The following is a 23,095-nucleotide window of genomic DNA, read 5'->3' as shown; positions in this document are numbered from 1 at the left end:
GATTTGTTATAATATACCCATGAGTCAGGATCATATTGCCGCTTTTCATGATCATATAGTTACTTGTCAAGATCATCTTCCTGGCTTCCTGCTTCCGATGCATTTTTTCTGCCAGCTATGCCATTTACTTTGGTGAGATGATGTTTGGATGAAGGGAAACAAGCAAATCTTAGTAAGATACTCCAAATTCATCACGCGCTCATTACAAATGATCAAGAGTGTTGGATATACCTGCAAAATTCAAAGTCAAGAAGCAAAAAACATTAATATAAAGCCTAAAAACGCAAAACCTACCCGGGATGGGTAGGCAGAACTACACCATCTGGGTGGGAAAAATGCCGCTTGGCGTATTTAGTTTTGCGGCACCAAACAAACATCATGAGAAAAAAACTACTAACCCTTCTGCTGAGCTTAATTGTGGGTTTAAACGTTATGGCCCAAACACCAGATGCCAATGGTATCCTTTTTGTGAATATCAACAAAGCCAATGGCATTGGAAATAGCTGGGATAGCCCAATAAAACAATTGGCTGATGCGCTTAAAGCTGCGAAAAGCAATACAGCCATTAAACAAATTTGGGTGGCCAAAGGCACTTATAAACCCATGTATAGCCCGCAGAATGGAGATAATAATTTTAAAGATAGTACCGGATTGGCAAATGGAGCCGATCACCGTAACCGCTCCTTCCTGATGGTTAAAGATGTTAAGCTATACGGTGGGTTTGATCCAGATCATGGAATTAAAACTTTAAACGATAAACGCATATTGCCGGGTATGGCAGGAGGTAATAATGGCACCATTTTATGTGGAGATTTTAACAATGATGATATAGTTTCAGGTAGTGGTTCAACCTTAAAGATTCAGAATAACAGAGAAAATGCCTATCATGTAATCGTTTCAGGTGAATCATACACTTCAACGGAACTGAATGGTTTTAGCATAAAAGGGGGGAATGCAAATGGAACTTCATATATCATAATAAACAATAATATTGCTGTTTCAGATAATTCCGGTGGTGGAATATTTAACGCATCATGTCCTCTTACAGTCCGGTTGTGTAATATCTATGAGAATATAGCTGCGGATAAAGGTGGAGGTATGTTTAATTGTTTTGCTTCTCATTCTAAAATCAGCATAAGTAGTTTTTACGATAATAGTGCTGGCAATGGAGGTGGAATATATATATCAGATACATCCAGACCGGTTCTGCTTAATGTTAGCATTACTGGAAACATCGCTTTAGCGACTGATGGAACCGGCGGAGGACTTTATTATGATAGATTTTCAGATGGGCAGATTATCAATAGCATTTTGTATGGCAATCTTACGCCAAATAATCAGAATGACCCGGATAAAAAAGAGATTAATAAAATTTCCTCTCCAGGATATAACTTGAAGTTACAAATCACAAACAGTATTATAAAAGATTTTGACGCTTCGAAATTTGAAGGTATTGAATCTGCGGACGTTTTTACTGTTGATCCCAAATTTACCAACCCATCCAGAGGTGATTTAACCTTGCAACGTTTTAGTCCGGCGATTGGGAAGGGTAATAATCCTGCTTATAATGCGCTACCAGGGAATCAATTGATTAGAGATATTGATCTTGCCGGCAATCCACGTCTCTTAGGAGGCAATATTGATATCGGGGCTTACGAGTCATCAGTTAATACTACGGTCAGTAGTTTGGCTGGTGCATCGGGTAGCTCGGCCAGTACATCCCCATTTCCATTTACCGTTACTTTCTCGGAAGCCGTTAATGGATTTATAACCTCTGATATTACGGTAACCAATGGCACAGCAAGCAATCTGAGTACTGCTGATAACACCATCTTTAATTTTATTGTAAAACCTTCTGGTAGTGCTGCGGTTAGTGTTACGGTGCCTGCTAATGTAGCACTGGGTGAAGCAGGAAACGGCAACACGGCTTCAGCAACCTATACCCTTACCCCGCCAAATGCAGCCCCTGTGGTTATCACGACAGGTGGTTCAAATACCTTTTCAGGGTCGCCAGTGGTCATAGATAATGCATTAACGGTTTCAGATGCAGATAATACAACGTTAAACAATGCCACAGTAAAAATTATCGGAAATTTCCATGCAGGGCAAGATATTTTAACTTTTAGCAATAACAATGGGATGCTTTTCGGTTACATATTGGGTAGTTACAATTCTAATACAGGGGTATTAACTTTAGCATCAATAGGGGGGAATGCAACAGTTGCGCAATGGCAGGCTGCTTTAAGAGCAACTACCTTTCATAATCTCGTACTTTCGCCTGATACAGCAACCCGAACGGTAAGTTTTACGGTAAATGATTTTAATGCAGATAGTAATACGGCTACTAAAAGTGTAACTGTTATTAATGAGGCTGCAGTATCTTCAATAGTTCGCAGCAGTTTGAGCCCAACTAATGCCTCAACTGTTCCATTTCAGGTGACGTTTGACAAACCTGTATCAGGAATAACAGCCAGTAACTTTTCATTGACCACTACTGGGATAAGCGGTGCCTCAGTAAGCAGCGTGTCCGGCTCCGGCAACACCTATACGGTTGTTGTTAATACGGGAACTGGCGATGGTACTATCAGACTTGACCTGGCCAACGCTACAGGCCTGAGCGCGGGCGTCAGCAATGCGCCTTATACTTCTGGTGAAACCTATACCATCACCAAAAGCTTTGCCGCTGCGCCAACATTGCGGATACAGAGCGCTGGCAGTGCTTCAGGCAATGGTGACGTTACCGCCTTTGTAGACCAGTTACAAGTTCTTGCCAGTGGTACCGGTACACTTATCCCAAATGCACTACAGAATAATAGCTTTGAAGACAACAATGTCACATCAGGTAACTTCCTCAAGACTACACAGGGTGTGGTAGGCATTCCATGGTTCTTTACTGGAGAAGCTGGTATCTCGCTAAATAACAGTACTTTAGCTTCTACCGCCTTTGATGGCCATGCCGTTGCCTTTTTGGCAAGTAGAGGAGATAATAATGCTAGCATTTCTCAGTCTTTGGCGTTACCTACCGGCGCCTATCAGATCCGCTTTAAGGCAATACAACGTAACTATAACAGTCTTGACCAACGTTTGAATGTCTTCGTTAATGACGTCTTCATTGGGAATATTCAGCCAAATAACATATCTACTTATGATACATTCACATCTGCACCATTCAATGTCACCGCTCCTGCATTGACCACTATAGTGAGCACCCCATCTGCCAGCCCAACGTATAATTCCCCTATCTCCTTTGCTGTAAACTTTTCTCAAAGCGTGGGTTCTACATTCACAGCTTCTGATGTTACAGTGAGCGGTGGAAATGTGGACCCGACCAGTTTTTCTGGTTCAGGTAAGGGGCCTTATACTTTCAACGTTACACCAAGTGGAACGGGAACCGTTTCAGTCAGCCTGGCCGCCAATGTGGCCAGCGATGCGAATAACACTGGGAACTTAGTGTCTAATTCCGTGTCGGTACAATTTCAATCCATAACTCCACCGCCGGTAGTGAATAGTTTTAACAATGGCGGTTTTATCAACACAACTTACCCAACCTTTACAGGTACTGCAACGGCGGGTGCAACTGTTATGGTTTATGTAGATGGAATGGCTAAAGGTACCACAACGGCAACTGGCGGCAATTGGTCGCTAACAATGCCTGCAGCATTGGCATCAGGTTCACATACCGTTTATGCAACTGCTCAGGTAAGGGGTGATGTGGTGAGTGCAAATAGTAATACCCATACTTTTACAGTTGATACGACCGCTCCATCGGTGGTGATTAGTAGTAGTGCTGGCGTTTCAGGTGGCTCGACTTTTACTTCGCCAATCCAATTTACGGTTACTTTTTCAGAATCGGTAAGTGGTTTTACATCAGGCGGTATCACGTTAGGCAATGCTACGATCAGTAAGTTTTCGGGCAGTGGAAAAACATATACATTTGATGCCTTACCAAAAGCTGATGGCGTGGTTACAGTTAATATTGCAGCTAATATGGCCCAGGATGCTGCAGGTAATGGGAATACAGAAGCCGATCAGTTTGATATCACCTATTATGCTCAAGTGCCGTCATTGATTTATGTGGATAAAAATGTAAACGGTGGCAACGGCAGCGGCGATAGCTGGGCCAATGCGATTCCTGAACTGGCAGATGCACTCGTCTTTGCGAAAACCCATGAAGAGGTCTCCTCGATCTATGTCGCCAAAGGCACCTATACACCACTTTATAGTGCCCATGATGCAGATCAATTTGCAGATGGTACCCACATGGCTGATCCACGTAACCGGTCGTTTGTAATGGTTAAAAATGTAAAACTTTATGGCGGTTTCGATCCCAGTAATGGCATTAATACGCTAAACGATAAACGTATATTGCCCGGGGCCGGTAGCGGGAATAATGGCACCATTTTATCCGGAGATTTTAACAATGACGATATCGTTACAGGCAGTGGAGCAGATTTGAAATTCCAAAACAATGGTGAAAATGCCTACCATGTACTCATTTCGGCTGGAGATGTTGGGCTAGCTGAATTAAATGGGTTCATTGTACAGGGTGGGAATGCGAATGGTAGTGTGCTCATCAAATTGAATAGTTTGGAAGTCCAATCTTATTTTGGTGGCGGGATGTTTATTATCAGCTCATCTCCAAAGATTACGCATAACATTTTTAATAATCATATGGCTAAAAATGGCGGGGGTATATACATGTCAAGCTCTTTTCCCACGATCAGCCAGAGCGGTTTTTACCATAATAAGGCTACCGACCTAGGTGGGGGAATATGTGTTGGTTTTATCTCAAAACCCAGCCTCCTTAATATCAGCATCACAGGTAATACAGCAGGTTTTGGTGGTGGACTTTATTATAACCCTAATGCTGCTGGTACTGTCTATAACTGCATTATATATAATAACGTTCCGGAAATTGGTGGGGCTGTTAATAAGCTCATCTTCAATAGCAGTATCATAAAAGATTATAGCGTCAATACCACCGGTATTATCCCTGGCGATCCTAAATTTACTGACCCTGCGAAGGGCGATTTAACCCTACAACCAGGCAGTGCGGCGATTGGGAAGGGGAGCAATTCAGTTTATACGCGTATCACAAAAAATAAACCAAGTGATGACAAAGATCTTGCAGGCAATCCACGTCTGGTAGGTGCCAATATCGATATAGGCGCTTATGAGTACAAATTTGATTTTAAAGCTTTTGGAGATACACTGCTTTATGTGAATCAGAACATTAACGTTGAAAAAGGCAATGGCAGCGGCGATAGCTGGGCCAATGCGATTCCTGAACTGGCAGATGCACTCGTCTTTGCGAAAACCAATGAAAAGGTATCCTCGATCTATGTCGCCAAAGGCACCTATACACCACTTTATAGTGCCCATGATGCAGATCAATTTGCAGATGGTACCCACATGGCTGATCCCCGTGACCGGTCGTTTGTAATGGTTAAAAATGTAAAACTTTATGGCGGTTTCGATCCCAGTAATGGCATTAATACGCTAAACGATAAACGTATATTACCCGGGGCGGGTAGCGTGAATAACGGCACCATTTTATCCGGAGATTTTAATAATGATGATATCGTTACGGGTAGTGGAGCAGATTTGACATTCCAGAATAATGGCGAAAATGCTTACCATGTGCTTATTTCGGCAGGAGATGTAGGGTTGGCCGAATTAAACGGGTTTAGTATAAATGGGGGGAATGCTAATGGTTATTTAAAAGTTATCGAAGTAAATAATATTGCCATTAATTGCGTTTCGGGCGGGGGGATGTTTAATTCTGCTTCTTCTCCTGCTATCAGCCAAAGCAGTTTTTATAGTAATTGTGCTGGTGGAGTCGGCGGGGGAATGTATAATCATTTCTCTTCTCCAACAATCACCCAAAGCCGGATTTATAGCAGTAGTGCATCTTTTGGAGGGGGGATGTATAATGAAAATTCCTCTCCCATAATTAACCAAAGTAGTTTTTATAGTAATATGGCTACCAGAGGTGGGGGGATGTATAATGTTTCTTCTTCAACTGTGATCAGCCAAAGCAGTTTTTATGGTAATTGGGCTGGTGGTCCCGGCGAGGTGATGTTTAATACTAAGTCTTCTCCTAAACTGCTTAATATGAGTATGATGGGTAATAAAGTCGGTTGGCTTTATTATGATGATAATTCAGGTAGCCAAATTATCAACAGCATATTATACAGTAATTTAAAAAGTAATAATATAAGTGGTTATAAAGGAGGACTCAGCATTATTAACAGCATTGTTAAGGGTTTGGATGCCAGTACCCCAGGTATCATTACCGGCAATCCTAATTTTGCCAATCCCGGTAATGGCGATTTAACCTTGCAACCTGGCAGTGCAGCCATTGGCCAGGGTAGTAATGATGCTTACAACTTGGCTACAGGAAATAAGCTTAATACCGACAAGGATCTGGCTGGCAATCCACGTTTGGTAGGTGCCAATATTGATCTGGGCGCTTATGAGTCGTCGGTAAAAGATCAGGTCATTACCATGAGTGGTATCGTCAGTAAAACCTACGGCGATGCCCCTTTTGGGCCTGGTGCCAATGCCAGTTCCGGTTTAAAGGTAAGTTATGCCTCAGCGGATCCGAATACCGCAGAAGCCTACCAGGATCAGAACGATAGCGACCAATGGAAGATCAAAATCAAAAAAGCAGGTAAAGTAACGATCACGGCCAGTCAGGAAGGAAATAACAATATTCCTGCGGCTAAGTCGGTAACTTTCGAACTTAATATTGCAAGGAAAACCATTACGGTGACGGCCGATGTACAGCGCAAAACCTACGGGGATGCTGATCCTACATTGAGCTATACCTCTGCTCCGGCATTGGTAACGGGCGACAGTTTCACAGGTAATTTGACCCGTACGTCGGGAGAAAATATAGGCAGTTATGCCATCGCACAAGGTACATTGACTTTGAACGATAATTACGACATAAGCTACACAGGTGCTGATCTGACAATCGGCAAAAAAGCGGTCACCGTGACGGCCGATGCACAGCGTAAAACCTATGGTGATGCTGATCCGGCATTGAATTATACCTTTGCTCCGGCATTGGTAACGGGCGACAGTTTCACAGGTGGTTTGACCAGATTACCAGGCGAGAATGTGGGAACCTATGCGATCAACCAGGGCACGCTGGTTTTGAACGATAATTACGACATAAGCTATACAGGCGCTGATCTGACAATCGGAAAGAAAGCGGTCATGGTAATGGCCAATGCACAACGCAAAACCTATGGAGATGCTGATCCGGCATTGAGTTATACCTCTGCTCCGGCACTGGTAACGGGCGACAGTTTCACAGGTGGTCTGACCAGATTACCAGGTGAGAATGTGGGTAACTATGCGATCAACCAGGGCACATTGACTTTGAACGATAATTACGATTTAAGCTATACTGGCGCTGATCTGACGATTGGCAGGAAAGCGATTACGGTAACGGCCGATGCACAGCATAAAACCTATGGTGATGTTGATCCTGCATTGAATTATACCTTTGCTCCGGTGCTGGTAACCGGCGATAATTTCACAGGTAATTTGATCCGTACGTCGGGAGAAAATATAGGCAGTTATGCCATCGTACAAGGTACATTGACTTTGAACGATAATTACGAGTTAAGCTATACAGGAGCTGATCTGACAATCGGCAGAAAAGCGATCACGGTAACGGCCGATGCACAGCGTAAAACCTATGGTGATGCTGATCCAGCATTGAATTATACCTTTGCTCCGGCATTGGTAACGGGCGACAGTTTCACAGGTGGTTTGACCAGATTACCAGGTGAGAATGTGGGTAGATACGCGATCAACCAGGGCACGCTGGTTTTGAACGGCAATTACGAGTTAAGCTATACAGGCGCTGATCTGACGATCGGCAGGAAAGCGATTACGGTAACGGCCGATGCACATCACAAAACATATGGAGATGCTGACCCGGCATTGAATTATACCTTTGCTCCGTCATTGGTAACGGGCGACAGTTTCACAGGGAATTTGATCCGTACGTCGGGAGAAAATATAGGCAGTTATGCCATCGCACAAGGTACATTGACTTTAAACGACAATTACGACATAAGCTACACAGGTGCTGATCTGACGATCGGCAGGAAAGCGATTACGGTAACGGCCGGTGCGCAAAGCAAAACCTACGGAGAAAATGATCCGAAGCTGAGCTATACTTTCAGTCCGGCTCTGGTGAATAGCGACAGTTTCACAGGTAGTCTGACCAGATTACCAGGTGAGAATGTGGGTAACTATGCGATCAACCAGGGCACATTGACTTTGAACGATAATTACGACATAAGCTATACAGGCGCTGATCTGACAATCGGCAGGAAAACCATTACGGTGACGGCCGATGCACAGCGCAAAACCTATGGTGATGCTGATCCTGCATTGAGCTATACCTCTGCTCCGGCATTGGTAACGGGCGACAGTTTCACAGGTAGTCTGACCAGATTACCAGGTGAGAATGTGGGAACCTATGCGATCAACCAGGGCACATTGACTTTGAACGATAATTACGATTTAATCTACACAGGCGCTGATCTGACGATTGGCAGGAAAGCGATTACGGTAACGGCCGGTGCGCAGCTCAAAACCTATGGAGAAAATGATCCGAAGCTGAGCTATACTTTCAGTCCGGCTCTGGTGAATAGCGACAGTTTCACAGGTGGTTTGACCAGATTACCAGGTGAGAACGTGGGAACCTATTCGATCAACCAGGGCACATTGACTTTGAACGATAATTACGACATAAGCTATACAGGCGCTGATCTGACAATCGGCAGGAAAACCATTACGGTGACGGCCGGTGCACAGCGCAAAACCTATGGTGATGCTGATCCGGCATTGAATTATACCTTTGCTCCGGCATTGGTAACGGGCGACAGTTTTACAGGTAATTTAACCCGTACGTCGGGAGAAAATATAGGCAGTTATGCCATCGAACAAGGCACTTTAGCTTTGAGCAATGATTACGACTTAAGCTACACAGGCGCTGATCTGACGATTGGCAGGAAAGCGATTACGGTAACGGCCGGTGCGCAGCTCAAAACCTATGGAGAAAATGATCCGAAGCTGAGCTATACTTTCAGTCCGGCTCTGGTGAATAGCGACAGTTTCACAGGTGTTCTGACCAGATTACCAGGCGAGAATGTCGGAACCTATGCGATCAAACAGGGTACATTGGCCTTGAACGGTAACTACTCGCTTACCTATACAAGCGCTGATCTGAAAATCGGCAGGAAAGCGATTACGGTAACAGCCGGTGCACATCACAAAACCTATGGAGAAAATGATCCGAAGCTGAGCTATACTTTCAGTCCGGCTCTGGTGGTTAGCGACAGTTTCACAGGTAGTCTGACCAGATTACCAGGTGAGAATGTGGGAACCTATGCGATCAACCAGGGCACATTGACTTTGAACGATAATTACGATTTAAGCTACACAGGTGCTGATCTGACTATTGGCAGGAAAGCGATTACGGTAAGGGCCGATGCACATCACAAAACCTATGGTGATACTGATCCGGCATTGAGTTATACTTTTGCTCCGGCACTGGTAACGGGTGACAGTTTCACAGGGAATTTGATCCGTACGTCGGGAGAAAATATAGGCAGTTATGCCATCGCACAAGGTACATTGACTTTGAACGATAATTACGACATAAGCTATACAGGCGCTGATCTGACAATCGGCAGGAAAGCAATTACGGTAACGGCCGATGCACAGCGTAAAACCTATGGAGAAAATGATCCGAAGCTGAGCTATACTTTTGCTCCGGCACTGGTAACGGGCGACAGTTTCACAGGTAATTTGACCCGTACGTCGGGAGAAAATATAGGCAGTTATGCCATCGAACAAGGCACTTTAGCTTTGAGTAATAATTACGATTTAAGCTATACAGGCGCTAACCTGACGATCGGCAGGAAAGCGATTACGGTAATGGCCGATGCACAGCGCAAGACCTATGGAGAAAATGATCCGAAGCTGAGCTATACTTTCAGTCCGGCTCTGATGAATAGCGACAGTTTCACAGGTAGTCTGACCAGATTACCAGGTGAGAATGTGGGTAACTATGCGATCAACCAGGGCACATTGACTTTGAACGATAATTACGATTTAAGCTACACAGGTGCTGATCTGACGATTGGCAGGAAAGCGATTACGGTAAAGGCCGATGCGCATCGCAAAACCTATGGAGAAAATGATCCGAAGCTGAGCTATACTTTTGCTCCGGCATTGGTAACGGGCGACAGTTTCACAGGTAGTCTGACCAGATTACCAGGTGAGAATGTGGGTACATACGCGATCAACCAGGGTACATTGGCCTTGAACGGTAACTACTCGTTGACCTATACAGGCGCTGATCTGACAATCGGCAAAAAAGCGGTCACGGTGACGGCCGATGCACAGCGCAAAACCTATGGTGATGCTGATCCGGCGTTGAGCTATACCTTTGCTCCAACACTGGTAACGGGCGACAGTTTTACAGGTAATTTAACCCGTATGTCGGGAGAAAATATAGGCAGTTATGCCATCGAACAAGGCACTTTAGCTTTGAGCAATAATTACGATTTAAGCTATACAGGCGCTGATCTGACGATCGGCAGGAAAGCAATTACGGTAACGGCCAATGCACAGCGCAAAACCTATGGTGATGTTGATCCGGCATTGAGTTATACCTTTGCTCCAGCTCTGGTAACGGGTGATAAATTCGCAGGCAGCCTGAAGCGCAATGTCGGCGAAAACGTTGGAACCTACGCGATAAACCAGGGCACGCTGGTTTTGAATGACAATTACGACTTAAGCTATACAGGCGCTGATCTGACGGTCGGAAAGAAAGCGATCATGGTAACGGCCAATGCACAGCGCAAAACCTATGGTGATGCTGATCCGGCATTGAGTTATACTTTTGCTCCGGCATTGGTAACGGGCGACAGTTTCACAGGTGATCTGACCAGATTATCAGGCGAGAATGTGGGTACCTACGCGATCAACCAGGGCACATTGACTTTGAGCGATAATTACGATTTAAGCTATACAGGCGCTGATCTGACAATCGGCAAAAAAGCGGTCACGGTAACGGCCAATGCACAGCGCAAAACCTATGGTGATGCTGATCCGGCATTGAGTTATACTTTTGCTCCGGCATTGGTAACGGGCGACAGTTTCACAGGTGATCTGACCAGATTATCAGGCGAGAATGTGGGTACCTACGCGATCAACCAGGGCACATTGACTTTGAGCGATAATTACGATTTAAGCTATACAGGCGCTGATCTGACAATCGGCAAAAAAGCGGTCACGGTAACGACCGATGCACAGCGTAAAATCTATGGTGATGCCGATCCTGCATTGAGCTATACCTTTGCTCCGGCACTGGTAACGGGTGATAAATTCGCAGGCAGCCTGACGCGCAATGTCGGCGAAAACGTTGGAACCTACGCGATCAACCAGGGCACATTGACTTTGAGCGATAATTACGATTTAAGCTATATAGGAGCTGATCTGACGATTGGCAGGAAAGCGATTACGGTAACGGCCGGTGCACAGCGCAAAACCTATGGTGATGCTGATCCGGCATTGAATTATACTTTCAGTCCGGCTTTAGTAAATGGAGACCGTTTTTCAGGTGATTTAACCCGTGTATCCGGGGAGGATGCAGGAACTTATACCATCAGCCAGGGCAGCCTGAGTTTAAATGCGAATTATATCATTAACTATATTGGTGCTAAACTGGATATCGCGAAGGCAATACTCAAGGTAAGGGCTAACCCGGAAAAAATGTGTCAGGGTGATGATTTGCCGGCATTAGGAATAAGCTACAATGGATTCAAATCCGGGGAGACTGAAAAGGTTCTCGGCAGCAAACCAAAGGTAAGTACCACAGCAGACAGGAATATGGCTGGCACGTATCCACTAACTCCAGCCGGCGGTGTATCCGGAAATTACGATTTTGTTTATGAAGAAGGCATTTTAACAATTCATGCTCTGCCTACCGTAAATATTATCAGCGATAAGGGTACGGAACTCAGCAAAGGGAAAACCACTATACTGACGGCCAGCGGAGGCACAGCTTATAGTTGGTCTACAGCAAGTGGTATCATTGGTGGACAAAATACCGCTACATTAACGGTACGTCCGGCGCAAACCACAACATATACCGTGCGGGTTATTAATGCAAGTGGGTGCAGCAGTATCCAGTCCATTACCATTAAGGTAGCTGAAGATTATCAGCTGGTAGCCACGAACATCCTAACGCCAAATGGCGATGGTATTAACGATACCTGGATGGTACAGAACATTGATATGTATCCGCAGAATGAAGTCATTATCATAGATGGTAATGGGAGGAAGGTATACCAGAAGAAAGGTTATGACAACAGCTGGAACGGCACTTTCGGCGGCAATCTGCTGGCAGAAGGTACTTATTATTACATCATTACCTATGGACCGGACAAACTGGTTCAGAAGGGCTTTATCACCATCTTAACAAAGTAATGACGATGAAAACATCAATAGCCGAATACACGCTACTTTTTTCTTGATGCTGAAAATAGTTGGTCAAAGCAGGTTACGATAATAAGAACATTTAATCGGATTTCTTTTGTTCATCCTAAAACGGCTAGGGTGAGCAAAAGGAATCATTGTCGACCTAAATTTTGGCTCAAATGAAGATTAAATGTTTTAATGAGACGCAAATTTAATGATGTGTTGCATCCAACAGGTCATTTCAGTTATCACAAGCTATACCAGGCAAATGCTTTACGAAAACAGATCTGCATTTGACTGCAATTTCCTTAATTTGCAACTATGGCAACAGATCATTTTTATAACGTAACTGATTTTTTAAGCTTTGTTTCTTTACTTTCGAAACTTGAAAACGGGGCAAAAGGTACTTTGATATCAAAACTCTACCAAAAGAAGTACCGCAAAGGCGAACTGATCTTGGAGAGTGGAACGGTTTGTAAGCGGATCTATTTTGTAGACAGTGGTTTGGCTAAAACTTTCTTTTATACAGATACCCGCGAATTCATTATGCGCTTTTTCGCTGAAGGTGATATGTTTACTGTTCTGGACAGTTTTGTACTTCAACAGCCTTCTTCATATGCGGTTATGGCCCTAGAAGATACCCTGATTACCTGTCTCAATTACGATGATCTCGATCTGCTTTGCCAGCAGTATCATTCCATGGAAACCTTTTATAGGAAACTACTTTCTCTGGCTTCGGTGAATATGATGGAAAGGATCGGCGGTATCCTTGAAGAAACAGCTCATATTGCTTACCATAAATTCCTGAAAGCATACGGACCGCTTTTACAACGCATCAGCCTGGCCGATCTGGCCTCCTATATCGGTATCACACAGGTATCCTTAAGCAGAATCAGGGCGATGAAATAGTTTTTATCATATGATAAATGCAGTAGGGTTACAGGGTTGTACCTTCGGGTTAAAATTATTCTGGTATGAAAAACCCCTTATCATTATTTCAAAAAGTCAGCTTTCTGGCAGCCTGTACTTTTACCATTGTGGCACCCATTATGGGATATCTTTCTATCGGTCTTCCGCCTGTTGTAATCGTAGGAGGCTCTGCACTGGTTGGCCTGTTCTGCTGGTACTTTACCTATTTAAGAAAGCCCGTGGAACCGAATATCATCCTTCCACTTTTTATCCTTACTGTTGCAGGTCTGCAGATTCACATTGTGGAGGAATACCTCATGGGCTTTGCGCCGGCAATGAGCAGGCTGTTTGGTATTCCATGGAGTGAAAGGAGTTTTTTAATGGTATTTGCGCTAATTGGTCCGGTGATCTATACGCTTACTTCTCTCGGACTCTATTATAAAGTACCAATAGCTGGATTTGTGGCCTGGTTTATATTTATTGGTCCGGGTGTAGCAGAATTTACACACTTTATCTTTCCGCTGATTGCACCCAAATTGCTTCCTCATGATCTACATCCGTTAACGGCCTCAATTGAAGGCACAAGGATATTAAAAATGCCAAACTTTTATTTTCGAACCACCGGGAAGTATTATTTTCCGGGAATGTGGACTGCCGTTCTTCCGATGATTCCGGGATGTATAGCCATTTACTGCTTATTGGTCAGGAAAAAAGAAAAAAATTAAATCAGCAGCTCCCACTAATTTTTAAGGAGTATTCAGCAGTATAGGGAACGGATAGGAACTTGGAAATATTTATGGCTTCCTTATTAGATTTAAACTTCATCTTCCCAGATCACCTGAGCAATTTTCCATTCGCCAGCCTCTTTCATAAAATGGAAAAATTTATGTCCGCGGCCCTCAAAGTAAACGCCGTTTAGCAGTCCTTGTTTACGGTACTTTGAATAACGCTGTGCGATATTCCCGACAATTCTGGTTTCTTCATCCGTTTCAAATTCGCTGAATTGCTGTAAAGTCCCGTTCGTTAATATTTTTTTTCTGGGTTCAATAAAAGATTCCAGTCCGTAAACGTCTGCTTGCGTACCAGATTTCCTGATGATGCTTGCAGAAGTGGTACACAGCTGATATACCGGTTCAAAATCGGGTTCCTTAAGCGTATTGTTAAACAGGTTAAAAAATGAACGGGTAATTTTGCCAATCTGTATTTCGGCTGCGCTTAAAGTATATTGCAACAGTGTTTTTCCGGCTGCATCCAGCTGGCGTTCAAACGTAAACTTCAGCTTTTTCAGCAGCTTTACCGACCGCGTGTTTGCTTCCCTGGTAATGGCTAGTATCTGATCTGCCAAAACCGTTTCCGGGAGCGATTCAAGCACAGCATTTGTTGCTTCAAAGGCATATCCTGCTCCCGTATAGCCAGGTAAAAAAGCAAATCCGATATCATAATGTTCCAGATCATCTCTTTTAATCAGGGTGATGATTCCAGCAGATTGGTCATTTGCTTTCAGTTTCACTTTCCAATATTTAATAAAAGGACTGGCGATAATTTTTTCAACATAGGCCAGCGCATCTTCAGCAGTACGTATATTTCTATCGCCAATAAACTCCAGCCATCCTGCAGAATTAACCAGCTCAAAAATAAACAAATGGTCGTGCGTTTCCAGTTCATTTAATATCAGCCTGTCTGTTAAAATTTCTTTTTTGATCATGATAAGTGTCTCCGATAAATATAGGCATTTCTTTTTCATCAGTTGTAAACAACAACTTATGGTGAGCAACCGGATATAAATTCAATTTTGCTGAACTATTTTATGCGCAGCAATGTTATTACTTAAACTAATAACGATTGTTATGATAGACCCTAAAGAAAAGGAAGAGCGGCCAGAAGAAGAAAATGTGGAGCAGCAGGATAAAACTGAAGCGGATTCAAACTGGAATGAACACCAACGCATTGATGAGGAAGGAAATGAACTGGAACCTGATGATATTAAATAAAATCATATGAAAAAAGTGTTAATGGTATTAACCTCACATAGCGGCATGGATAATACCGATGGGAAAACAGGTGTTTGGTTGGGTGAATTTACAGATCCCTACTATGAATTTATAGATGCAGGTTATGAGGTAACCTTAGCTAGTCCGAAAGGAGGGAGGCCACCTGTTGATCCAATGAGCGAATTAACGGAGCATGTAACCGGTTCCAACCGGAGGTATAACGATGATGAGGCGGCAAAAGCAGCCTTTTCGCAAACCCAGGTTCTAAATCAGGTCAGGTCTGAAGATTATGATGCGGTGTTTTATCCCGGAGGCCACGGCCCGATATGGGATCTCGCTCAAGACAATAATAGTGGAATTTTAATACTTAATTTCCTCGACGCTGGAAAACCGGTTGCCGCTGTATGTCATGGACCAGCGGCATTGATTAGTGCAGAAAGGCAACGGCCAGGGTTTTTAAAGGGAAAAATCATTTCGGCTTTCAGCAATACCGAAGAGACTTTAGTGGGCCGAACTGGGAACGTGCCGTATCTGCTTCAAACCAGATTAGAAGAACTTGGCGCAGAAGTAAAAACGGCACTTGTGCCATTTTTATCGCACGTTGAGAAGGACGGCTTGCTTATTACCGGTCAAAATCCACTATCGGCAGGCCCTTCTGCAAGGGCACTTATAGATTTGTTAACTAAGACGGCGGCCGCCAGCTGATGCCTTAAAATTGGAAATGTAACCCGAACCTAAAAAGTTCGGGTTCACATCCGGATGATTGATCAGGGAATTAAGCTGATGCACGTAATATTAAAGTTTTGAACTGTGTTTATATCATCCTAATTGTTTTCTTCATTCCCGAAAAACCGTATGAGTTTTTGGATTGATTCGTGGTTTGGCGAAGCAAAATCCTCAATTCCCTCTACAGTTTCTTCGCTGATAGGAGAAGCTCTTGCAAACATCATTTCCTCGTAAGCTCTTAACGAAGCTTCCATATCTGAATAGACTCCGCTACTTAGGCAATTGCTGAGGTCAAGCGCATCCAGCATCGCCAGATTTACTCCCTCGCCATTTGGCGGCATCAGGTGAGCTGCATCTCCCAAAACGGTGATGTTGGGTCTGGTTTGCCAGCGCAAGTTTAACGGATGGTAGTTAAGCGGCCGGTAGGTGAATTGTGAACAGGCATTAAAAAGTGTATAGAATGCCTGATGCCAACCATTATAAAAGTTGTAAAGATAGCTACGCACTTCTTCGGGACTATTGAAATTTAAACCGCTGGTCTTTTCCCAATTTTCCGGATACATAGCCGCTGCATAAAAGGTTAGGCCACCGTCGCCCCTGGGCTGAACGGTAAGCATTTTTCCCTGTCCGGTTGCCATAAGGCTTCCATTGTTGAACAGTTGGTATATTTCCGGGCAAGCTGTTTTGGGATCATCGATTTCTCCCTGGATGATGGCCGCACCAGTATATACCGGTTTGATGTCGGTGAGGTATTCCCGTATGCGGGAACGGTATCCATCACAACCAATTACCAGATCGGAGCTGTCGTAAGTGCCGTTCTTGAATTGCATTTTCCATCGGCCATTACTGAGAGACAGGTTAATCAGCTGACTGTCCCAGACCACCGTACCCGGCTGTAACGAATCAATCAGGATATCCCTCAGCGCACCCCGATCAATTTCAGGACGGAAATTCTCGTCGCCGAAAGTGTATCTGCCAGTTTGAAACAAATCATTTAACAGGATATTTGCATTTTCATCTACCAGCTTAAACCTATCTGCACCCTGCATGTACCGGGCCTTAAAAGCATCCATTAGTCCGGCTGCCTCAAGCACTTTCAGACCTGAACCATAATGTAGATCCACAATGGCGCCCTGTACACGCGCTTTCTGATTGATATCCCGTTCGTAAACTTTCACGTCTGCACCTTCGAGCTGTAGTAAACGCGCCAGGGCAAGTCCTCCGGGGCCACCACCAACAATTGCGATTTGGCGCCCATATATTAAATTTATGTTTTTAGAAGTTTCCATATGCTGTTTTATTTGCACAAAGGAAAGGCATCATACGCTTAAAAAGAACGTCTATTCAGCGTAAGTATAGGACTATCCGCGGTTTTTGCGTTTGAAGTCTAAAGGTTTTGATCCGGTAACCTTTACAAACAGCCGTATGAAATAAGAATAATCATCATAACCGAGTTCATTTGCAATTTCTTTTACCGATTTGTCGGAATGATAAAGAAGCCTTTTGGCTTCTAAAATAACGCGCTGGTGTATATTGCTGGAAAGCGATTGCCCTGTAGCAGCCTTTACACATTCGTTGAGATAAGAAACTGAAATGTTCAGAAAATCTGCATATAACGCCGGACGTTTAACGGTTTTGTAACGAAGTTCCAGTTCCTTTCTGAAGGCTCTGGCTATCATATCAAACCTATTTTGATTTTCATTAAGATTAGATTGCGACTGATATAATGAAGTGACGAATGCTGCTAAGGTATTGATGCTTTCTTTTAAGGCGGTATGATATAAGTTGCCATGCAATTCTGTTGAAAGTGTGTAAGATAAAGAAACCATCTGCAAAAAAATGGAAAGGGTTGCTTCGCTCAGTATCAAGGCGTTTACAGGCATGAGGTCGTTCAATGCCCTCAGGTATGCCTGATGAAGGTTTTCTTCTGCAATGATCCAGGTGCTGAGTTTTGCTTTTTCAAATGCAATCAGCCGGTGAACCTGGCTTGGATGGAGATATAGGATGGCCGGTGCCTGAATACGATAGGTTTTAAAATCTATCTCAATATGCGTAATTCCTTTTTCCTGCAAAATAAAGGTATAGCCATCATCACGATGCGGCCGACTAACGTTTTTATTGTCAGGATATCCATCAAAGTATTTTCTCAACATCATGATGCCCCGGGTAGTGCCCTTTGGTAAAATGTTGACCGGGATGTGTTGTACCTTTTTCGCCATAGCTAGATTAAACAAAGATATTAGAAAAGTCGGCTTTCGAAAACGAAGCAAATAAGCTGGTAAACAAATATAAAGCAGCAACAGTACTCCAGAGGTAAATTATATTGATTATTTAAAATTAAAATGTTTATTTGTGCTAAAAATATTGATAGTTTATATTCAAAATTATGATCGTTAGGGAAGCAACACATGAGGATCTGGAGACCTTAAGGCGATTTGAGCAGGGTGTAATCTCAGCAGAGCGTCCTTTTGATGTAACCATGAAAGAGGAGAAGATTACGTACTATGATCTTCCTGGTTTAATTAGTTCCTCGGCAGCTGCCCTGATGGTGGTTGAAGATAAAAAACGGCTGTTAGGATCTGGCTATGTACTCATCAAGCCAGCAGAAAAGTCCTATAATTTATTTAAAGAGTATGCTTATATTGGGTTTATGTATGTGGTGCCAGAGGAGCGCGGAAGGGGAGTGAATAAGCTTATCCTCGATGCACTTATTTCATGGGCGAAATCTAAGAGTATCGTTGAAATACGCTTGGAAGTTTATGCCGAAAATGCCTCGGCTGTAAAAGCCTATGAAAAAGCGGGTTTTAAACCATTACTAACAACCATGAGGTTAGAATGTTGATTGATGCAATTTTATCGCTGATATATCCGCGCTAATAGAATTTTCTATTTTTTCTACCGTATTTTGTATATACCGAATAATTTTGGAATTGCGGCAAATTTAGAACGAAAAGCGCGGTGATAAAGGAAAAAAAACGTTTTCAAAAACATAATTTACCGGATAGGTGTTACGTGTACGATTTATGAAAAAGCACCATACAAACTTGACTCCTACGCCTTGGCAGAGGCTTGTAGAAATGCTTCATGTGGAGCGATCTACAATTAATTACATCTTTCTATATGCCGGTTTCATCGGCTTGATTGGCTTATCCCTTCCACTGGGTACGGCAGCAGTTTTTAATCTGCTCGCAAACGGTTCGATGTACAGTTCAACCTATATTCTGATTGCTGCAATTTTAATTGGAATTGTAGTTGGTGGGATGCTGCTTTTGGGGCAGCTTTCGCTGGTAGAGTATTTAGAACAAAAAATCTTTATCAAGGCAGCCATCGGATTTGCCTATCGTTTGCCCAGAATTAAAAAAAAGGAATTTGAAGGTGAAGACCCAAGAGAACTGGTGAACAGGTTTTTTGATGTGCTCACCATACAGAAAGGTCTTACCAAGTTATTGATAGATATTGTGGCATCAGGGGTGCTGATATTTTTCAGTGCCATACTGCTCTCGTTCTACCACCCGGTATTTATTGGTTTTGGCATTTTTACCATCGCCTGTATTGTTGTCATTATTGCCATTTATTACCGTAGAGGAGTGGAAACCAGCATTGAGGAATCGGAGTATAAATATGAAGTTGTGGCTTATCTGGAAAATGTGGCCGAAGACCTGGATGCCTATCGCGGGAAAAAGCATGAAATGGATAAAATAGCACAAGTGACTGACGAAATTACCTCCAGATATGTGGAAGCGAGGAATGATCACTTTAGCATTTTGAAACGGCTGTTTGCCAGCGCTGTAGTTTTAAGGACTACCCTGATGGGTGCGCTTTTACTGCTGGGCTCTTATTTTGTTGTTCAAAGGGAAATGACTTTTGGGCAGTTTGTTGCCGCAGAAGTGATTATTGTACAGATTACTTATGCCGTTGAAAAATTGATGACCAGTTTAAATACCGTTTTCGATATGGTAACGGGAAGTGAGAAACTTGCCGTGGTAACCGATATGGAACTGGAGGAAGGAGAACTGCAGCATGATTAGTCAGACTAAAAAACTGGTGGTAAGGAAAGTGAATGAGTATGCGGTATTATCTAAGGACCAATTAATTTCGGTTAACGGCCCAAGGTTGCTGGGGAGAATAATGATTGGAGTAGCTGTACTTTTTATCGTCATATTGCTGCTGCCATGGAGGCAAACCATATCTGGTCGGGGCACTGTTACGGCCTTACGCCCTGAAGACAGGCCGCAGACCATACAGAACCAAATTGGCGGACGTATTGAATACTGGGCCGTAACGGAAGGGCAGCAGGTGAAAAAGGGCGACACCATTTTGGTGCTTTCTGAAACTAGCCATTCTTATTTCAATCCCGAATTGCCTGAACGGTTGGATGAACAGCTGACTGCCAAAAGGGGGAGCGAACAGGCGGCCGATCAAAAGATTTCGGCAAGCGATGCCAAGATTAACGCCCTGAATAATGGTTTAAAAGTACAGTTGGATGCCGCCCGCAACGATGTTAAGCAGGCGAAAAACAAGGTCAGTATTGATAGTGCTGAACTGGTGGCTGTAAAAAACTTTTACCAAACCAGTAAAGTACGGTTGGAACGCTATGAGGTAGGTTATAAAAACGGTCTTTTTTCGTTGACTGATATCGAATCGAGAAGATTAAAACTGGCCGAAGATAAGGCCAAAGAAGTTGCGCAGGAAAATAAACTCAATAATTCCAGGCAGTCGCTGGCCAATGCCATTATCGAGCTGGATAACATTAAGGTAAAATATGCGCAGTCTTTAGCCTCAGCACAATCAGATCTGAGTTCTGCGATTTCTGGTAAAGCATCCGTAAGAGAAGAGATATCAAAATTGCGGAATGAAATGAGAAATATCAACATCAGAAGGGGGCTTTACGTAGTGCGTGCTCCGCAGGATGGTTATATCGTAAAAACATATAAAGCGGGTATCGGAGAGAATATTAAGGAAGGTGAATCTGTAGCAACATTGCAGCCATTATCTCCGCAGGTTGCTGCCGAAATCTATGTGGATGCAATGGATGTTCCGCTTATTTTAGACAGTAGCAATGTTCGGCTGCAGTTTGAAGGCTGGCCTTCTGTTCAGTTTTCAGGCTGGCCATCGGTAGCAGTGGGAACTTTTGGAGGTAAGGTATCTGTTATCGACAGGGTAAGTACAAATGGCAAATACCGTATACTGGTGAGGCAGCTCGACAAGGTGCCTGAGGGTGATGAGCCATGGCCGATTCAGTTGCGACAGGGATCAGGGGTTTATGGCAGGGTTATCCTGCGCTCGGTTCCGGTATGGTATGAGATCTGGCGTCAGCTTAACGGGTTTCCGCCAAGTTTAGATAAGGCACCGACTGCTGAAAATATCAATAATAAGTAAATGAGGATTGACTACGCAAAGCATGCCTCCGGACCAGGATGGTTGGCGGCATTATTTAAGCGCAATGTTTTTATCATCTACCTGTCTGTTCTGGTCTGCTCCGCATCTGCTCAGCAAAAAAACGATGCAGGTGTTCAGGTGTTTTCGCTCCGCGATTTACAGGAAATTGTACTGGCAGGACATCCCGTTGTTAAACAGGCTGCCTTGCTGCCTAAAGCCTCCCAGGCCAAAGTGCTACAGTCGCTTGGGAATTTCGATCCGGAGGTGGTTGCTTCTTTTGGTAGAAAAATTTTTGGTGGCACTGAATATTATAACCACTGGAACAGCCAATTGAAGGTTCCGCTTTGGTTAGCAGGTGCAGATTTAAATATTGGTTATGACCGTAATGTTGGGACTTATAATAACCCGGAAACGAGGACCAGCAATACAGGGCTTACGGGTATAGGCCTTAGTATTCCGCTGGGGCAGGGGCTTTTAATAGACTCGCGCAGAAATACGCTGCGCCAGGCAAAGATCATGGTAGACTATGCGGAGGCAGATAAAATTTCGCAGATCAATGCGGTATGGCTTTATGCGCTCAAAGACTATTGGAACTGGTATTACGCTTTCGAACAACAACGTTTTACTGCTGAAGGCGTTGATCTTGCTGAAAAAAGATTCCGTGCCTTAAAAGCACAGGTGCTGATTGGCGATAAACCGCCGATTGATTCTGTAGAGGCATCCATTACACTTCAAGACCGTAGGGTTCAGCTTCAGGAATCTGTAGTTAAACTGAACAATGCCCGGCTTATACTTTCTAATAATTTATGGTCTGCAGATGGTGTACCTCAGGAACTTCCTTCACTTGCTGTCCCGGAAAATATAGCAGATGCGCAGGGTTTAATGAACAGTTTACAGCTTGATTCGTTGGTAAGCCATGCCACAGAGGCTCATCCTACGCTGTTAAAGATCAAAAGCAAGCAGGCCCAGTTAGGCGTTGAGGAACAGTATAGAAGAGAGATGTTAAAACCTAAACTGAGCGTAAAGGGCGCTTTTTTAGCTGGAAGACGGGATTTTTCGTACGTAGCAGATAGTTATGATTTTCAGCTGGCTAATTATAAGGTGGGTATCGATTTTGCTATCCCTTTGTTTTTAAGGGAAGAGCGCGGCAAGCTTCGTGAGGTAAGAATCAAGCAGGCTGATATCGCATATGGTCTGCAGCAAACAGGTAGGGAAATCCAGACAGCAGTATTGGCTGCATTTAACCAATACAAGGGCTACCAGGGGCAACTTGAATTGCAAACCAGGAACGTAGCCAGCCAACGCACACTTGTTAACGGTGAACAGCAGAAGTTTGAACTGGGAGAGAGTAATCTTTTCCTGATCAATGCACGGGAAACTAAACTGATCGAAATGCAGGTAAAACGGGCTGAGTTACAGGCCAATCTACAGAAAGCAATGGCTGAAATTTATTACCAGGCAGGGAAACGTTTATCACGCTGATTATAATAGTTTATTTTTAATAGTTGGATAGGTGATTTTAAAGTGAAAATAATTTGAACAAAGGCCATTTTACCTTGTTGCCTTAAAGTAAC

12 protein-coding genes are annotated in these 23,095 nt (G+C 43.6%); 9 read left to right on the top strand and 3 right to left on the bottom strand.

The window, feature by feature from the left end; genetic code table 11:
* Positions 1 to 378 precede the first annotated feature (378 nt).
* The 3 genes from ACK1I8_RS09960 to ACK1I8_RS09950 all read left to right on the top strand — a co-directional run bounded on the left by ACK1I8_RS09960 (position 379) and on the right by ACK1I8_RS09950 (position 14,150).
* On the top strand, positions 379 to 12,525 hold the full coding sequence (locus ACK1I8_RS09960; protein ID WP_412469176.1) for an MBG domain-containing protein: 12,147 nt from the start codon (positions 379 to 381) through the stop codon (positions 12,523 to 12,525).
* A 312-nt stretch (positions 12,526 to 12,837) separates the two neighbouring features.
* Positions 12,838 to 13,425, top strand: a complete 588-nt coding sequence (locus tag ACK1I8_RS09955; RefSeq protein ID WP_412469175.1) for a Crp/Fnr family transcriptional regulator — start codon at positions 12,838 to 12,840, stop codon at positions 13,423 to 13,425.
* A 65-nt stretch (positions 13,426 to 13,490) separates the two neighbouring features.
* Entirely contained in the window at positions 13,491 to 14,150 is a 660-nt protein-coding gene (locus tag ACK1I8_RS09950) for a hypothetical protein (RefSeq protein ID WP_412469174.1), read from the top strand.
* A gap of 89 nt (positions 14,151 to 14,239) precedes the next feature.
* On the opposite strand, the gene ACK1I8_RS09945 is transcribed toward ACK1I8_RS09950, so the two are convergent.
* Positions 14,240 to 15,130 (bottom strand): GNAT family N-acetyltransferase, encoded by an 891-nt coding sequence (locus ACK1I8_RS09945; protein WP_412469173.1) that lies wholly within the window; start codon positions 15,128 to 15,130, stop codon positions 14,240 to 14,242.
* A gap of 142 nt (positions 15,131 to 15,272) precedes the next feature.
* Between ACK1I8_RS09945 and ACK1I8_RS09940 the strand changes: the two genes are divergently transcribed.
* The gene (locus tag ACK1I8_RS09940; protein ID WP_412469172.1) at positions 15,273 to 15,416 is read left to right on the top strand and encodes a hypothetical protein; all 144 of its coding nucleotides are present in this window, start codon (positions 15,273 to 15,275) and stop codon (positions 15,414 to 15,416) included.
* Between the two features lie 6 nt (positions 15,417 to 15,422).
* Entirely contained in the window at positions 15,423 to 16,121 is a 699-nt protein-coding gene (locus ACK1I8_RS09935) for a type 1 glutamine amidotransferase domain-containing protein (protein WP_412469171.1), read from the top strand.
* Between the two features lie 119 nt (positions 16,122 to 16,240).
* On the opposite strand, the gene ACK1I8_RS09930 is transcribed toward ACK1I8_RS09935, so the two are convergent.
* The gene (locus ACK1I8_RS09930) at positions 16,241 to 17,431 is read right to left on the bottom strand and encodes an FAD-dependent oxidoreductase (protein ID WP_412469170.1); all 1,191 of its coding nucleotides are present in this window, start codon (positions 17,429 to 17,431) and stop codon (positions 16,241 to 16,243) included.
* 72 nt (positions 17,432 to 17,503) lie between these two features.
* Positions 17,504 to 18,361: a helix-turn-helix domain-containing protein gene (locus ACK1I8_RS09925; RefSeq protein WP_412469169.1), complete on the bottom strand. Its 858-nt coding sequence runs from the start codon at positions 18,359 to 18,361 to the stop codon at positions 17,504 to 17,506.
* A gap of 167 nt (positions 18,362 to 18,528) precedes the next feature.
* Here ACK1I8_RS09925 and ACK1I8_RS09920 point away from each other — a divergent pair, with 167 nt between their 5' ends.
* The 4 genes from ACK1I8_RS09920 (at position 18,529) to ACK1I8_RS09905 (ending at position 23,003) form a co-directional block, all read left to right on the top strand.
* A complete protein-coding gene (locus ACK1I8_RS09920; protein WP_412469168.1) occupies positions 18,529 to 18,984 on the top strand; it encodes a GNAT family N-acetyltransferase in 456 nt (151 codons plus the stop codon).
* A gap of 181 nt (positions 18,985 to 19,165) precedes the next feature.
* Entirely contained in the window at positions 19,166 to 20,170 is a 1,005-nt protein-coding gene (locus tag ACK1I8_RS09915; RefSeq protein WP_412469167.1) for an ABC transporter transmembrane domain-containing protein, read from the top strand.
* Complete coding sequence (locus tag ACK1I8_RS09910) at positions 20,163 to 21,521, top strand: HlyD family secretion protein (RefSeq protein WP_412469166.1); 1,359 nt, start codon at positions 20,163 to 20,165, stop codon at positions 21,519 to 21,521. The genes ACK1I8_RS09915 and ACK1I8_RS09910 overlap by 8 nt, the downstream gene beginning before the upstream one ends.
* Entirely contained in the window at positions 21,522 to 23,003 is a 1,482-nt protein-coding gene (locus ACK1I8_RS09905) for a TolC family protein (protein ID WP_412469165.1), read from the top strand.
* Positions 23,004 to 23,095 lie beyond the last annotated feature (92 nt).

The sequence above is a fragment of the Pedobacter sp. KLB.chiD genome (assembly GCF_047040275.1).
In the GTDB taxonomy this organism is placed as follows: domain Bacteria; phylum Bacteroidota; class Bacteroidia; order Sphingobacteriales; family Sphingobacteriaceae; genus Pedobacter.
This window is presented reverse-complemented; position numbering and strand designations above follow the sequence as displayed.